This window comes from Methylobacterium terrae, from assembly GCF_003173755.1.
GTDB lineage: Bacteria > Pseudomonadota > Alphaproteobacteria > Rhizobiales > Beijerinckiaceae > Methylobacterium > Methylobacterium terrae.
In genome coordinates this window covers 465,561-480,351 of the sequence record NZ_CP029553.1, presented here as the reverse complement: position 1 = coordinate 480,351, position 14,791 = coordinate 465,561, and the positions used below count along the sequence as shown (strand labels likewise).

Here is a 14,791-nt window from a genome sequence, read left to right as displayed (position 1 = left end):
GTCGCGGGAAGGGAGTGGTGGGCGCACTAGGGCTCGAACCTAGGACCCGCTGATTAAGAGTCAGCTGCTCTACCAACTGAGCTATGCGCCCGTCGCTCGCGAGAGCGAAAGGGGAACGGCCACCAACCGTTCCTAGGGTGCCGGCCGCCTGTCGGCTGCCGGTGCCGGCTACCTGTCGGTATCCGGTGACAGTTACCACGAGAGTAACTTGAGTTTGGTGGGCGCACTAGGGCTCGAACCTAGGACCCGCTGATTAAGAGTCAGCTGCTCTACCAACTGAGCTATGCGCCCGCTCTCACAAGAGAGCCACCGGGGAAGCCACCAAACCGCCCCGGCGGTGAGGGTCGTTTAATGGGCCGGCGGGGGGCTGTCCAGCCCCGATCCCGAAAGCCCGTCGATTTTTTGCCCGTCGATTTTCTGCCGCGTCTCGCGCCTCACTCGGCGGCGGCGTGCTGGGCGTGCAGGCGGCTGGCGCCGGCCATCAGCTTGTTCAGCGCCGCGAGGTAGGCCTTGGCCGAGGCGACCAGGGTGTCCGGGTCGGCGCCGCGGGCGGTGACGATGCGGTCGTCCTGGCGCAGGCGCACCGAGACCTCGGCCTGGGCGTCGCTGCCGCCGGTCACGGCGTGGACGTCGTAGAGCTCGAGGGACGCCTCGTGCGGCACCAGGGCCTGGATCGCGTTGAACACCGCGTCGACCGGGCCGTTGCCGTCGACCTCCTCGGTGACGACGCGGTCCTCGATGGCGAGCTTCATCGTCGCGCGCTGCGGGCCGCGGGTGCCGGCGACCACCGTGAGCGAGACCAGCCGGATGCGGTCATGCGCGGTGGCCAGGTTCTCGTCGACCAGCGCCTCGATGTCCTCGTCGTAGACGTGCTTCTTGCGGTCGGCCAGCGCCTTGAACCGCTCGAAGGCGTCCTGGAACTGGTTGTCGGACAGCCGGTAGCCCATGTCGTCGAGCTTCGAGCGGAAGGCGGCACGGCCCGAATGCTTGCCCATCACCAGCGAGGTCTTGTGCACGCCGACCGATTCCGGCGTCATGATCTCGTAGGTGGTCTGGTTCTTCAGCATCCCGTCCTGGTGGATGCCGCTCTCGTGGGCGAAGGCGTTCCGGCCGACGATCGCCTTGTTGTACTGCACCGGGAAGTGGGTGGCGCCGGCCACCAGCTTCGAGGCGCGCACGAGCTGGGTCGTGTCGATGCCGGTCTCGTAGGGCAGCACGTCGCCGCGGGTCTTGATCGCCATCACGATCTCCTCCAGCGCCGCGTTGCCGGCCCGCTCGCCGATGCCGTTGATGGTGCACTCGATCTGGCGCGCGCCGCCCTCGATGCCGGCGAGCGAGTTCGCCACCGCCAGGCCGAGGTCGTTGTGGCAATGGACCGAGAACACCGCCTTGTCCGAGTTCGGCACCCGCTCGCGCACGGCGCGGAACATCGCCCGGTACTCCTCGGGGGTGGCGTAGCCGACCGTGTCGGGCAGGTTGATGGTGGTGGCGCCGACCCGGATCGCCGCCTCGACGCAGCGGCACAGGTAGTCGATCGGGGTGCGGGTCGCGTCCATCGCCGACCACTCGACGTCCTCGACGAGGTCGCGGGCCTGGGCCACGGTCTTCAGGACGATCTCCAAGACCTCGTCCTCGGTCTTGCGCATCTGGTGGGCCAGATGGATCGGCGAGGTCGACACGAAGGTGTGGATGCGCCCGCGACGCGCGAACCGCACCGCCTCGCCGGCCCGCGCGATGTCGGCCGGGATCGCCCGGGCGAGACCCGCGATCACCGCCGACTTGGAGCGGCGGGCGATCTCCGCCACCGCCTCGAAGTCGCCGTTGGAGGCGATCGGGAAGCCGGCCTCGATGACGTCGACGCCCATCGCGTCGAGCATCTCGGCCACCGCCAGCTTCTCCTCCAGCGTCATCGTGGCGCCGGGGCACTGCTCGCCGTCGCGCAAAGTGGTGTCGAAGATCAGCACGCGCTCGGACGAGGAGGGGGTGCGGGCGGTCTGGTCGGTCATGGTCTGGAAATCCTGGTTCGCCCGGGACGTAGGGTCGCGCGAGGGCGTCTGGCTGGTGTCTCGACTTGTCCAATCCCCCAAGGGCCCAGGCGCGCGCCCGGACGGCCCTCAGGGGCTGGTAAGGAGAAGGAGGCCGCCGAGAAGGAGCGCGCGCGCCCGCGCCGCCGAGAGGGCGGTCGTCGGAAGCGTCAGCGGGGAGCCGGCATGAGCCACGGCTCGCGTCTCCTGAAGGGTGATGAACCCGATGCGAGGGCCGCCTGTGTAACGGGAGCAAGGATCGATGACAAGGGCGCGATGACACGCCGCGGCAGACGCTGCGTCGCCCCGCGATCGGCCGGCCCGCGATTGACCGGCCCGACGGTGCTTGCCACAAGCTTGGCCGCACGTGCCCGATCGCAAGGTGGAGTTGTCCCCGTGTCGTCCTGGAAGCCCGGATTCGCCCTCGCGGCCCTCCTCGCGCTTACCGCCTGCCATTCGAAGCCGGCCGCCCCGCCGCCCGCCGCCGGCCTCGGCCCGGTCGCCGCGCTCCCCGCCGGGGCTCTGCCCGCCGGCACCGGCTGCGGCCCGGCCATCGCCCGCACCCAGGCCATCGTCGACAGCGACGTCGCCACCGGCAACCTCAACGCGCCGGTCGGCAAGCGCTTCTCGGCCGACCTCGCCAACGCGTCGAGCGCCTGCGCGGCCGGCCGCGACGGCGAGGCCATGCACCTGCTGGCCGCCGCCAAGGCCCGCTTCGGCTATCCGTAGGCTCGTCGAGCCTGTTCGGCAGAACCGACATCCGCCATCGTCGTTCCGGGCTCCGCTCCGCGGACCCGGAACGACCCGAAGGGCGTCGTGATTGCCGGAGACGATCCGACGGGTTCTTACAGCGGAGCCGCCCGCGCCGCCTGCTCCAGGTCGGCGATCAGGTCGCCGGCCTCCTCCAGGCCGGCGTTGAAGCGGAACGTCGCGCCCTTCGGCAGCGTCGCGGGGTCGCGTCGCGGATGGACCGGCAGCACCAGCGAGACGTGGCCGCCCCAGCTCTCGGCGACGCGAAACAGGAGCAGCGCGTCGACGAAGGCGTGGACGCGCTCGCCCGGGAGCCCCTCGTCGAACGCGACCGTGAACAGGCTGTTGCCGGCGCCGAAATACTGCTGGTAGCGCGCGTGATGCGGGCTGTCCGCGCGGGTCGGGCTCAGGATCCGGGCGGTGAAGGCCTTGCCCTCGAACCACGCCATCAGCGCCGCCGCCGTGGCCTCGTGCCGGTCGAGGCGGGCCTTCGCGCCGTCGACCCGGTGGAACAGGCGGGCGCAGGTCTGGGGCGAGACCGCGCCGTGGCCGCCGATCCGCAGGCGCCGGCGCAGGCGGGCGATGTCGGCCTCCGCGCGCGCGACCGCGACGCCGCTCGGCGTGTCGCCGTAGCCGCCCTCGTACTTCGTCGTCGCCTGGACCGCGATCCCGATGCCGTGGTCGAGGGGCCGGAAGCGCACGTGGCTCCCCCAGGTGTTGTCCATCACCGTGCGGATGCCGGCCCGCGCGGCCGCGGCGGCGATGCCGGCGATGTCCGGGATCTCGAAGGTGCCGCTCACCGGCGCCTCGAGGTAGACCATCGTGTCGGCGGGGGCGAAAAGCCGGCCGGCCTCGTCGAGGAGCGCGCCGACCTCCGCCCCGGAGGCGCCGGCGGGATAGGTCACGAGCGCGGCTCGCCCCGTCTCGGACAGGTTCGCTTCCGCCATGTAGCGCCAGGCCGGGAAGTAGAGGCCTTCCGGGATCAGGACGAGCTTCGGCGCGAAGGCGTCGAGCACCGTCGCGATCGCCGCGAGGCCGGAGGCGCAGACGATCGCGCCGGCGCCGCCGTGCAGCGCGGCGAACTTCGCGCAGACCGCGTCGGCCTCCGGCGACTGGACGACGCCGTACTCGGCGCCGCCATAGGGCGCGCGCCCGGCCGCGTCGGCGGCCTCGTAGTCGGCCAGCGTCTCGAAGCCGACGCTGCTCTGGCCGAGCGAGCCGAGATCCGAGAACGCGCGGGCGCGCCCGAGGCCGCGCGGGTTGAGGTGGCCGCGCGCCGCCGCGACGTCGAGGATCGGCGCGTGGATGCGGCGCGTCGCAGGCCGGCACCCGGCCAGGAAGGCCTCGCGCCGCCGCACCTTGGAGGGGGGCGAGGAAGCGGGCGGGGCTGGCGGCACGATAACGGCTCCTTCTCGGGCGGGTGACGCCCTATAGGCCCGGCCCGCGCCGCAGGCCAAGGCGAGGCGTCACGCCAGCAGGCCGGACCGGCGACCGAGGCGCAGGCCGACGGTGAGGCCGACCAGCATCGCGATCCCGAACACCCAGCCCGAGACGGCGCCCGCCATGATGCCGGAGAGCAGCGTGCCGACGCTGCAGCCGAGCCCGGTCATCGCCCCCCACCCGAGCAGGATCCCGCCGGCGAGCCCGCGCAGGACGTGGCCGCGCCCGGGCCGGGCGGGCCGGAACTGCCCGGCCGCGAGCGCCGCCGCGAAGGACGCGACCACGAGCCCGCCGACGAAGAGTCCGTTGGGGGTGATGAGCCCGTCGCGGAGCGCGGTGGCGCAGCCGCGAAACCCGTCGAGGCCCTCCAGCCGCTCGGGCAGCCACCCGAGGCCGGCCGCCGCCTGCCGGCTGCGCCCGCCGAGTTCCGCCGTCACCCCGAGCGGGCCCAGCCGCAGGTAGGCCAGCGTCCCGAGCGCCCCGACGGCGAGGCCGCCGAGCCAGGTCGGCCAGCGCGCCACGAACACCGCGTGAAGCGGGTCGGGGGCGGCCCGGCGCGGCGGGTCCGCCGGCAGCGGCCGGCGCAGCAGCCACAGGGCGAGGCCGCCGAGGACCGCGAGCCCGGCCGCGAGGCTGCCGCCGTAGCCGAGATGGCGCGGCAGCCAGGCCACCGGCGCCTCGGCGATGCCCGAGAGGTAGAGCGGGTTCCAGGTCGCGAAGCCGAGGCAGAAGCCGAGGGCGGCGCCGGCGAGCGCGAAGGGCGCCGTCGGCGAGCCCTCGCCGAGGCGGTAGAGATGGGCGCTCAGGCACGAGCCCGACACCGCCATCCCGGCCCCGAAGGCGAGGCCGGCGAGCGCCAGGACCGGCCCGACCGGCCCGATATGGGCGCCCGGCGGCAGCCGCGTGCCCGACGGGTCCGGCAGCCAGGCGCCGAACACCACGGTGTAGCCGGCGAGCCCCGCCGCCAGGGCGGCGAGGATCCCGAGCACCCCGCGCGGGTCGCCGCGGTCGAGGAGGTCGCGCCACACGCACAGGAAGCAGAAGCGCGAGCGCTGCAGCACGAAGCCGAACAGCGCCCCGAAGACCAGCGAGAGGGCGAGGCGGCTCCCGCCGGCCTCGCCCGAGAGGTGCCAGGCGCCCGCCGCCAGCAGGGCGGCGAGCGTCAGGCCGAGGCCGGCGCGAAGACCCGCGCCGGCCGGGGCGGTCCCGGGGACCGCCGCGCCCGACGTCATTTGCCGCCCCAGACCGTGCCGGCGAGGTTGACGACCGGCACGCCGACGGCGTTGCCGTACTCGGTCCACGAGCCGTCGTAGTTGCGGGCCGGGTAGCCGAGCACCCGGCTCAGCACGAACCAGGAATGGCTCGAGCGCTCGCCGATGCGGCAGGAGGTGATGACCGGCTTCGAGCCGTCGATGCCCGCCTCGGCGTAGAGCCTCCGCAGCTCCTCGACGGATTTGAGGGTGCCGTCCGCGTTCACCGCCTTGCCCCACGGCACGTTGACGGAGCCCGGGATGTGGCCGGCCCGCACGGCGAGCTCCGGCACGCCGGCCGGCGCGATCACCTTGCCGGAGAACTCGTCGGGCGAGCGGATGTCGAGGATCGTCTCGTTCCGCTCCTTGCGCGCCACCGCCAGCACGTCGGTGAAGCGCGCCCGCAGCGCCGTCGCGGCCGGAGCGGCGGCGAAGGTCGAGGCCGCGACCTCGGGCGTGCGGGTGTCGAGCGGGCGCTTCTCGGCCTCCCACTTCTTGCGCCCGCCGTCGAGCAGCTTGACGGTGTCGACGAGGCCGTACTGCGCGAAGACCCAGGCGCCCCAGGCGGCGAACCAGTTGTTGTTGTCGCCGTAGAGGACCACGGTGGTGTCGCGGTCGATCCCGAGGCGGCGGGCGAGCGCGGCGAACTTCTCCGGCCCGGCGATGTCGCGGCTCACCGTCTCGACGAGGTCGGTGTGCCAGGCGACGTTGTGGGCGCCCGGAATGTGGCCGCGCTCGTAGACCCCCGGATCGACGCTGACCTCGACGATGCGCAGCTTACGTGAATCGATGTTCTTCTCCAGCCACTCGGTCGAGACCAGCGGGCTCTTCGCGGCGTCGCGCTGCGGGACCGGGGTGGCGTTCGCGCCGGCATTGGCCAGGGCGGGAGCCGCCGGGGGCAGCAGGGCCGCCAGGGCGACGCCGGCAAGGGCGGCACCGGCCACGGCCGGGCGGAGGAGTGTCGTCTTGCGCATGTCGTTCCCCAAAGGTCGTCCGGCCGGGCCGGTCCGCCGTTCCTGATCTCGCCCGAAGCGGCCCTATGCTTGGCGCGCTCAGATAGTCGATGATTTCCAGAGTATTTCCCAAGCGTCAATTGAAGTGATATTTTTAATTTTCGAGGTGCCGGAGAAGTTTCGTGCCTCGTGGCGGCGACATTCGACGAGGATTATCCCGTTCGTCCGCACGTGGGGCGGACGGAGACCCGAAGCCGCGCGTCGGAGCGCCATCCCCTTCGCCCGCCGGAGCCCTAGATCGCCACGACACGTCCGACCGGAGCCCCCCGATGCAATCCCCGCCCGACAACCTCGACGCCCACGCGCTGGGCCGCGCCGCCCCGGAGAAGGGCCTCGCCCGCGAGGCCTGCCCCTATGCCGAGGGGACCGAGGCGCGGGAGCGCTGGCTGTCCGGCTACGACGAGGCCGTGGCGGCGGGGGCCGAGCCGGTGACCGGCGGCTTGAAGCGCGAACCGGGGCGCTGACCCCCCCGGCATGGACGCGCGCAACCCCACCCATCCCGCCCTCGACCGCGAGGCGGTCCATGCCGGCCTCGACCGCAAGGCGGTCCATGTCGGGCTTGACCGCAAGGCGGTCGGGGCCGTGGTCCTCGGCAACGCGCTCGAATTCTACGACTTCACCGTCTACGCCTTCTTCGCCAAGGCGATCGGCGAGGCCTTCTTCCCGGCCTCCGACGCGAGCCACAGCCTGCTCGCCTCCCTGGCCCTGTTCGGCGTCGGCTACGTCATGCGGCCGATCGGCGGCGCCCTGATCGGGGCGCTCGCCGACCGGGCCGGGCGCAAGCCCGCCATGCTGGTCACGATCGCCCTGATGGCGCTCGGCATGCTGATGCTCGCCGCCTGCCCGGGCTACGCCCAGATCGGGGGATGGGCGCAGGCCATCGTCATCGCCGGCCGGCTGATCCAGGGGCTCGCCCTCGGCGGCGAGGTCGGCCCCTCCACCGCCTACCTGCTGGAAGCGGCGCCGGTGAAGCATCGCGGCTTCGTCACGAGCTGGCAGATCGCCAGCCAGGGCTGCGCCGCGCTCTTCGCCGGCCTCCTGGCGACGGCGCTCGCCCTCGCGGTGGGCGATGCCGCGATGGCGCAATGGGGCTGGCGCGTGATGTTCCTCGTCGGCCTCGCGGTGGTGCCGGTCGGGCTCGTGATCCGCAGCCACCTGCCGGAGACCGGCGGCGTCGGGGAGGATCCGGACGCCGCGTCCTCGGCCGGGGCGGTGATCCGCCGGTTGCTCGGCGAGCACGGTCGCCTGCTCGGGCTGACCTTCCTGGTCATCGCCGCCTCGACGGTCTCGAACGCCGTCGGCACCAACATGCCGGTCTATGCCGGCGCGACCCTGGGCCTGAGCGAGACCGCCGCGACCGCGGTGCCGATCGCGCTCGGCCTCGCCTCGGTGGCCTTCCCGCTGCTGGGCGGCCTCCTCGCCGACCGCTACGGCCGGCGCCCGGTGATGATCTGGCCCCGCGCCCTGATCCTGCTGCTGGCCGTCCCGGCCTTCGCCTGGCTGCTGCGGGAGCCCAGTGCGCTCGCCGTCTACGCCGTGACCTTCCTGCTCTCGGCCCTGTCGTCGATCAACGCGGCGGCGATCATCGTCGGCATCCCGGAATCGCTGCCGCGCGCGGTGCGCAGCTCCGGCCTCGCCATCGTGTACGCGCTCTCGGTCTCGGTGTTCGGCGGCAGCACCAACTACGTCGTCAACTGGCTCATCGCCGCGACCGGCGACCGGATGGCGCCGGCCTGGTACCTGGCCGCCTTCAGCCTCGTCGGCACGGTGGCGGCCTGGCTGCTGCCGGAGACGCGGGGGCGGGACCCCGACGCGGGGGAGGGGAGCCGGCGATCGGTCGAACAGGGCGGGTGGAGCAGGTCGATCCGCTGACACGAAATCCGGAAGACCACTTCCGGATTTCGTATCATCAGCCCGCGCGGTGGAGCCGGCGGCTCCACACGCTCGAGCGAAGCCGAAATCCGCATGGCGAAGCGATCAGGCGGATTTCGTATGACCGATCCGAGACCCTCCGGGTCGATCGACGGGGCGTCTACAACCGCCGCCTGCCCCCAAAGCCCCCGAGCAGCACGGCCGCCGTCGCCGCCACCCCGGCGGCGATGCCGGCGCTCGCCAGCGGGTGCAGGGTCGCCCGGGTGTAGGCGCTCCGGCGCATCACCGGGACCGGCGGGTCGCCCCGCTCCTCTCCGGCCCGCACCGGGGCGTGGAGGGCGCCCGCCGGATCGCGCGGCGGCTCGGAGCGCTTCTGCAGGGCGATGATCGCCGGGGCGAGCTCGTCGTAGGCGCCGGGCGCGAACTCCTTGCCCATCACGAACAGCTTGCCGCCGCCGCCGACGAAGATGTCGCGCTGCGGGTGCACGGCGGCGTGCAGGATCGCGCGGGCGACCTCTTCCGGCGGGTAGATCGGCGGCGGCAGCGTCGGCTGGCGGTCCATGTAGTTGCGGGCGCGGTCCGGCAGCGGCGTGTCGACGGAGGCCGGCTTCACCAGCGTCACCGAGACCGGCGCTCCCTCGGCGATCAGCTCCATGCGCAGCGTGTCGGTGAACCCCTTCACCGCGTGCTTCGAGGCGGCGTAGAGGCCCTGGAACGGGAAGGCGAGGTCGGAGGCGATGCTGCCGACGTTGACGAGCGCGCCGCCGCGCTCGCGCAGGTGCTCGGCGGCGACGAGCGAGCCGTTCACCGTGCCCCAGAAGTTGGTGCGGATCAGGCGCTCGTGGTCCTCCCGGGCGATCTCGCGCAAGGGCCCGTAGACGGTCAGGCCGGCGACGTTGACCCAGGTATCGAAGCCGCCGAACGTCGCGATCGCCCGGTCGGCGATCGCCCGGACCTCGTCCGGGTTCCCGACATCCGCCGTCACGGCGAGCGCGCGGGCGCCGAATTCGTCGGCGAGCCTGTCGAGCACGTCGCCGCTGCGGGCGGCCAGCACCACCCGGGCGCCGCGCTCGGCGGCCATGCGGGCGGTGGCGAGCCCGATCCCACTCGACGCGCCCGTGACCACGATGACCTGCTCGCGCAGCGGCTTGTGTCGCATCGTCGTACTCCCTCCCAGTTCTAGCCCACCGGTGGCGCCGGGGAGACGTGCGAAGCGGCCGGTTGTTGCAACCTGTGCGGCTTTCGCGCACCCGGCGGCGGCTCGTTCGGCGCTGCCCCTTCCCCGCGCCGGAGGCGTCGCCCCGCCGCACGATCCACGACCATGCGTGCGTCTCGCGGACGGGAGCGGCAGGGGACCGCAGCGGAATCGCCTCGCCGCGGATCCCGGCACGGCAATCCGGTCGCGCCCTAGGCTTTTGATCTCGCCGCCGTTTTCCCGACGCCGGTATCCCCTTCGCCGCAAGATGCTCTAGCTCCGGCTCCTGTCGGTCGAGAACGACGCGCGAGCGGCCGGCGTGCAGAGCACAGGTGACATGAGCATCAAGACCGCCGCCACCCAACGCTGGCGCTTCCTCGCCCCCGGCCGGCGCGCGCCGGGTTCGCCGCTGGCCTTCCTCCTCCTCGCCCTCGCGGTGGCGACGGGCGGCTGGAACTACGTCGAGGGCGCCCGCAGCCGGGCCGAGGCCGACCGGCTCGGCCGGGTGATGGCGCTCAGCGAGCGGGTTTTGTCGAGCATGAAGGATCTCGAGACCGGCCAGCGCGGCTACGTCCTGACCGGCCGCGAGGATTACCTCGCGCCCTACGACGCGGCGCTCGCCCGGCTCGACGGCGAGGTCGCGGCCCTCGACGCGGTCACTCTCGACCGCACCGTCCGCGAGCGCCGCCGCCAGGCGGTCGCGGCCGAGCGGGACTACGCCGCCCGCGTCGTCGCCCTGCGCCGGGCGGAAGGCATGCCGGCCGCGACCGACCTGATCCAGACCGGCGAGGGCAAGCGCGTCATGGACGCGGTGCGCACGCTGACCGCCCAGGTCCAGGACGGGGCGACCACCGAGCTGAAGCGCCTCGCCGAGGCCGACGCCCTGCGCTCGCCGCTCCTGCCCCTCGTCACCCTGGTCGCCGGTCTCGCGGCGGTGGGCCTGCTCGCGCGCCTCGCCCTGGTGCGCCGCCGCGAGAGCCAGCGCATGGCCGACCTCCTGGAGAGCGTGCTCGAGAACGCCCCCGTGGGCCTCGGCTTCCTCGACAGCGGCCTGAACCTCCGTCACATGAACCGGGCGCTCGGCAACATGAGCGAGCGCGGCTTCGGCGCCGATCTCGGCGCGCCGATCTGGGCCTTCCTGCCGTCGTTGCGCGACGAACTCGCGCCCAAGCTCGCCGCCGCCCGCGACCGCGGCCTCGTCACCGCCAACATCGAGGTCGGGGTGCCGGCCCCGAGCGCGCCGGGCGGGACCCGCTACTTCGAGGTGAGCTTCTTCCCCTTGCGCCGCCGCGGCCGCGGCCCCGAGAGCGAGCGGGCCGACGGCGTCGGCATCGTCATGGACGACGTGACCCTCGGAAAGCTCGCCGAGCGCCGCCGGGCCGACAGCGAGGAGCGGTTCCGCTCCCTCACCGAGGCGACCTCGGCGATCGTCTGGACCACCACGCCGGACGGGGCGTTCCGAGAGGTCACCTCGGAATGGACCCGCTTCACCGGACAGTCGCCGGCGGAAGCCGCCGGGGCGGGCTTTCTCGACGCCGTCCACCCCGACGACCGCGAGGCGACGCGGGTGGCCTGGGAGCACGCGGTCGCGGGTCGCACGCTCTACACGATCGAGCATCGGCTCCGCCGCCACGACGGCGCCTGGCGCCACATGGAGGGGCGCTCCGTCCCGATCCTGGAGGAGGACGGGCGGGTGCGCGAGTGGGTCGGGGCCCATGCCGACGTCACCGCCCGCAAGGAGGCCGAGCTGGAGCTGGCCGCCGCCAAGGAGGCCGCCGAGGAGGCCAACCGCGCAAAGAGCCAGTTCCTCGCCAACATGAGCCACGAGCTGCGCACGCCGCTCTCGGCGGTGATCGGCTACTCGGAGATGCTGCAGGAGGAGATGGAGGATCTCGGCGAGGAGGCCCTGCTCGGCGACATGCGCAAGATCGAGGCGAATGCCCGCCACCTCCTCGGCCTCATCAACGATGTCCTCGACCTCTCGAAGATCGAGGCCGAGCGGATGGAGGTCTATGCCGAGGACCTCGACGTCGCCGAGACCGTGCGGGAGGTCGCCACCACGGTCGACGCCCTGGTGGTCAAGAAGGGCAACACCCTCGACCTGCGCCTCGGCGAGGGAGACGGCAAGGACCTCGGCCACGCCCATACCGACGCGACCAAGCTCCGGCAGTGCCTGATCAATCTCCTCAGCAACGCGGCGAAGTTCACCGAGGGCGGCACCATCACGCTGTCGGCCGCGCGCGAGCACCGCGAGGGCGGCGACCGCCTCCGCTTCACCGTCGCGGATACCGGCATCGGCATGAGCGAGGAGCAGCTGTCGCGGCTGTTCCAGCGCTTCACCCAGGCCGACGCCTCGACCACCCGGCGCTTCGGCGGCACCGGGCTCGGGCTCGCCATCACCCGCGCCTTCGCGCGCATGCTCGGCGGCGAGATCACCGTCGAGAGCCGGGTCGGCGAGGGCACGACCTTCACCCTCGAATTGCCGGCGCTCTACGAGGAGCGCGACCCGGCCGAGCCCGCGACCGGCGACGGCCACGTCGTGCCCGGCACCGCGTCCGACGTCCCGGCGGCCGCGGGGTCCAACCTCGTCCTCGTCGTCGACGACGACCCGGCGACCCGCGACCTCATCGCCCGCTTCCTGCGCCGCGACGGGTTCGAGGTCGCGACCGCCGCCGACGGCCGCGCCGGCCTCGAACAGGCGCGGCTCCTGCGGCCCCGCGTCGTCCTCCTCGACGTGACGATGCCCCGGATGGACGGCTGGGCGGTGCTGCGGGCGCTGCGCGCCGACCCCGAATTCGGCGCCACGCCGGTGATCATGGTGACGGTGCTCGACGAGCAGAACCTCGCCTTCTCGCTCGGCGCCACCGACTACCTGCACAAGCCGGTCGAGTGGGGGGCGCTGAAGGAGGCGATGGAGCGCTTCCGGCCCGCGATCCACGAGGGACCGGTGCTGGTCGTCGACGACGATCCCGACGTGCGCGAGCGCATGGCCACGATGCTGACCCGCGAGGGCTGGCGCGTGGCGAGCGCCGAGAACGGGCTTGCCGGCCTCGAGGCCGTCGGGGTGCGCAAGCCGGGCCTGATCCTCCTCGACCTGATGATGCCGGAGCTGGACGGCTTCGGCTTCCTGAGAGCCCTGCGCGACCGACCGGAGTGGCGCGACATCCCGGTCGTGGTGCTGACCGCCAAGGACATCACGGCCGAGGACCGCCGCCGCCTCGCCGGCCGGGCCGACCGCATCCTGCAGAAGGGGCATCTCGGCATGGCGGATCTCGCGGCGACCTTGCGCGGGTTGATGAGCCCGGGCGGGGCCGGGGAGGGGGCGCCGCCGGACGGGCCGGATCGCGCCGTGGCGCCGTGATGGCGGCGAGCCCGGATCGCCTCGCGAACCGATCGGTCGCGACGTGCTCGATCGGCATCATGACTACGCCTCGAATCCCCCTCCAACCCTGATCGGGAGTTTCCGCCGATGCTCGTCTTCGGCGACGTCCGGCGCCGGGCCGATCCCCGCGAGGAGGCCGCCCGCCTCCTCGACGCGCTCGAGGCCGCGCGGGGTCTCGGCCCCGGCCTCCCGCGCCACGCCGCCCTCGTCGGGGCGCTGATCGCGCTGGGGGAGCTGACCCAGGGCGTCGCGGACGCGGCGTTCCGCGAGACCGGCCGCGACGCGCGGGACGGCGCGGCGGCGGGGCTCACCGCGCTCCTCGTCCGGCTCGCAGGCGCAGTCTGGGCGTCGTGGCGGAGCGGCTTCGCGGCGGGAGAGCTCTTGGCCCGGGCCGAGGTCGCGCGCGCCTGCGCGGACCTCGCGCCGGTCCCGGTCGAGATCCGCCTGCCCGAGGGCTTCGCCTTCTACGCCGTCTATCCCGAGGCCTACGCCGCCGCGGCCGCCGCCTCGGGGCGTGAGCCGGGCGCGACGGTGATCGGGCTTCGCAGCATCGGCACGAGCCTCGGCGCGATGGTGGCGGCGGGCCTCGGGACCGGCGACCTCGTGACCCTGCGGCCGACCGGCCACCCGTTCCGGCGGGAGCTCCGCCTGTCGGAGGCGCTGCGCGATGGTCTCGGCCCGGCGAGCCGCGTCGCGATCGCCGACGAGGGGCCGGGCCTCTCGGGCAGCTCCTTCGGGGCGGTGCTCGCCGTGCTGGAGGAAAGCGGCGTGCCGGCGCAGCGCGTCGCCCTGTTCCCCAGCCATGAGGGCGCGCCGGGGCACGCGGCCGCGGACGAGACCCGCCGCCGCTTCGCGCGCCCCCGGCGCCACGTCCGGACCTTCGACGACCTGATCCTGCACGCCGCGCGGCCGGAGCACCGCCTGGAGGCTTGGCTCGCCCCGCTCGTCGGCCCCCTTGCGGCGCCGCTGGAGGACGTCTCGGGCGGGGGCTGGCGCGCCCGCCGATACGGGGATCGGGAGGGCTGGCCGCCCGCCAACCCGATGCAGGAGCGCCGCAAGTTCCTCGCCCGTACCGCGGGCGGGACCTGGCTCGCGAAGTTCGCCGGCCTCGGCGCCGAGGGCGAGCGGAAGGTCCGGCGCGCGCGGGCGCTGCACGCGGCCGGCTTCACCCCGGAGGTGGCCGGGTTCCGCCACGGCTTCCTCGTCGAGCGCTGGGTCGAGGCGGCGACGCCGCTCGACCCCGCCCGCGTCGATCCCCTCGACCTCGCCGAGCGGGTCGGCCGCTACCTCGGGCATCGGGCCGCGGCCTTCGCCTGCGGGCCCGGTCGCGGCGCCTCCCTCGACGCGCTGTGGGAGATGGCACGGCACAACGCGGCGGAGGCGCTGGGCGACGAGGCGGCGCGGGGGCTCGATCCCTGGCGCGCCGCCCTGCCGGGCTTCGCCGCCGGGATGCGGCCGGTCGAGACCGACAACCGCCTGCACGCCTGGGAATGGCTCGTCCGCGCCGACGGCACGCTCCTGAAGACCGACGCGGTCGATCACCACGCCGCCCACGACCTCGTCGGCTGCCAGGACGTCGCCTGGGACGTCGCCGGCGCCGCCGTCGAGCTCGGCCTGACGGGCGAGGCTGGGGACCGCCTTCGCGCCGTCGTCGCCCGGCGGACCGGCCAGGCGATCGATCCGGCCTTCGTCGCCTGGCTGGAGATCGCCTACGCCGCGTTCCAGCTCGGCGCGGCGACGATGGCGGGCCATTCCGCTGCCGAGGAGGAGCGGGCCCGGCTCGGGGCCGAGGTCGCGCGCTACCGCGCCCATCTCGCCTCGCGGCTCCGCGCCGCGGGTCCGTGCTGACGCGCCGCCCTACCTAG

10 protein-coding genes and 2 tRNA genes are annotated in these 14,791 nt (G+C 73.7%); 5 read left to right on the top strand and 7 right to left on the bottom strand.

What is annotated here, in order from left to right; all coding sequences use genetic code 11:
- Positions 1-15: 15 nt before the first annotated feature.
- The 3 genes from DK419_RS02105 to DK419_RS02095 all read right to left on the bottom strand — a co-directional run bounded on the left by DK419_RS02105 (position 16) and on the right by DK419_RS02095 (position 2,006).
- Positions 16-91 (bottom strand) — tRNA-Lys (locus tag DK419_RS02105).
- A 124-nt stretch (positions 92-215) separates the two neighbouring features.
- Positions 216-291 (bottom strand) — tRNA-Lys (locus tag DK419_RS02100).
- A gap of 143 nt (positions 292-434) precedes the next feature.
- Complete coding sequence (locus DK419_RS02095; protein WP_109957635.1) at positions 435-2,006, bottom strand: 2-isopropylmalate synthase; 1,572 nt, start codon at positions 2,004-2,006, stop codon at positions 435-437.
- 414 nt (positions 2,007-2,420) lie between these two features.
- Here DK419_RS02095 and DK419_RS02090 point away from each other — a divergent pair, with 414 nt between their 5' ends.
- On the top strand, positions 2,421-2,753 hold the full coding sequence (locus DK419_RS02090) for a hypothetical protein (RefSeq protein ID WP_109957634.1): 333 nt from the start codon (positions 2,421-2,423) through the stop codon (positions 2,751-2,753).
- A 116-nt stretch (positions 2,754-2,869) separates the two neighbouring features.
- Here the strand turns inward: DK419_RS02090 and DK419_RS02085 are convergent, their stop codons facing one another.
- The 3 genes from DK419_RS02085 to DK419_RS02075 all read right to left on the bottom strand — a co-directional run bounded on the left by DK419_RS02085 (position 2,870) and on the right by DK419_RS02075 (position 6,438).
- Positions 2,870-4,171 (bottom strand): PLP-dependent transferase, encoded by a 1,302-nt coding sequence (locus DK419_RS02085; protein ID WP_208642266.1) that lies wholly within the window; start codon positions 4,169-4,171, stop codon positions 2,870-2,872.
- Positions 4,172-4,240: 69 nt separating this feature from the next.
- Complete coding sequence (locus tag DK419_RS02080) at positions 4,241-5,446, bottom strand: YeeE/YedE family protein (protein ID WP_109957633.1); 1,206 nt, start codon at positions 5,444-5,446, stop codon at positions 4,241-4,243.
- The gene (locus DK419_RS02075; RefSeq protein WP_109957632.1) at positions 5,443-6,438 is read right to left on the bottom strand and encodes a sulfurtransferase; all 996 of its coding nucleotides are present in this window, start codon (positions 6,436-6,438) and stop codon (positions 5,443-5,445) included. Before DK419_RS02075 ends, DK419_RS02080 begins: the two co-directional genes overlap by 4 nt.
- A 308-nt stretch (positions 6,439-6,746) precedes the next feature.
- On the opposite strand from DK419_RS02075, the gene DK419_RS02070 reads away from it, so the two are divergent.
- Together DK419_RS02070 and DK419_RS02065 are read left to right on the top strand one after the other, a co-directional pair.
- Complete coding sequence (locus tag DK419_RS02070) at positions 6,747-6,941, top strand: ribosome modulation factor (protein WP_109957631.1); 195 nt, start codon at positions 6,747-6,749, stop codon at positions 6,939-6,941.
- A 10-nt stretch (positions 6,942-6,951) separates the two neighbouring features.
- Positions 6,952-8,349 (top strand): MFS transporter, encoded by a 1,398-nt coding sequence (locus tag DK419_RS02065; protein WP_109957630.1) that lies wholly within the window; start codon positions 6,952-6,954, stop codon positions 8,347-8,349.
- A gap of 160 nt (positions 8,350-8,509) precedes the next feature.
- Here DK419_RS02065 and DK419_RS02060 read toward each other — a convergent pair whose 3' ends face one another.
- On the bottom strand, positions 8,510-9,508 hold the full coding sequence (locus DK419_RS02060) for an SDR family oxidoreductase (RefSeq protein ID WP_109957629.1): 999 nt from the start codon (positions 9,506-9,508) through the stop codon (positions 8,510-8,512).
- Between the two features lie 373 nt (positions 9,509-9,881).
- On the opposite strand from DK419_RS02060, the gene DK419_RS02055 reads away from it, so the two are divergent.
- A complete protein-coding gene (locus tag DK419_RS02055; protein ID WP_109957628.1) occupies positions 9,882-12,905 on the top strand; it encodes a response regulator in 3,024 nt (1,007 codons plus the stop codon).
- 108 nt (positions 12,906-13,013) lie between these two features.
- Positions 13,014-14,774, top strand: coding sequence for a hypothetical protein (locus DK419_RS02050; RefSeq protein ID WP_109957627.1), 1,761 nt, complete (start codon positions 13,014-13,016; stop codon positions 14,772-14,774).
- Positions 14,775-14,791: the final 17 nt, after the last annotated feature.

Bases quoted from the DNA above. Each gene is read 5' to 3' on its own strand.
- DK419_RS02060 (WP_109957629.1), bottom strand. From the start codon at position 9,508: ATGCGACACAAGCCGCTGCGCGAGCAGGTCATCGTGGTCACGGGCGCG.
- DK419_RS02095 (WP_109957635.1), bottom strand. From the start codon at position 2,006: ATGACCGACCAGACCGCCCGCACCCCCTCCTCGTCCGAGCGCGTGCTG.
- DK419_RS02075 (WP_109957632.1), bottom strand. From the start codon at position 6,438: ATGCGCAAGACGACACTCCTCCGCCCGGCCGTGGCCGGTGCCGCCCTT.
- DK419_RS02065 (WP_109957630.1), top strand. From the start codon at position 6,952: ATGGACGCGCGCAACCCCACCCATCCCGCCCTCGACCGCGAGGCGGTC.
- DK419_RS02055 (WP_109957628.1), top strand. From the start codon at position 9,882: ATGAGCATCAAGACCGCCGCCACCCAACGCTGGCGCTTCCTCGCCCCC.
- DK419_RS02050 (WP_109957627.1), top strand. From the start codon at position 13,014: ATGCTCGTCTTCGGCGACGTCCGGCGCCGGGCCGATCCCCGCGAGGAG.
- DK419_RS02070 (WP_109957631.1), top strand. From the start codon at position 6,747: ATGCAATCCCCGCCCGACAACCTCGACGCCCACGCGCTGGGCCGCGCC.
- DK419_RS02080 (WP_109957633.1), bottom strand. From the start codon at position 5,446: ATGACGTCGGGCGCGGCGGTCCCCGGGACCGCCCCGGCCGGCGCGGGT.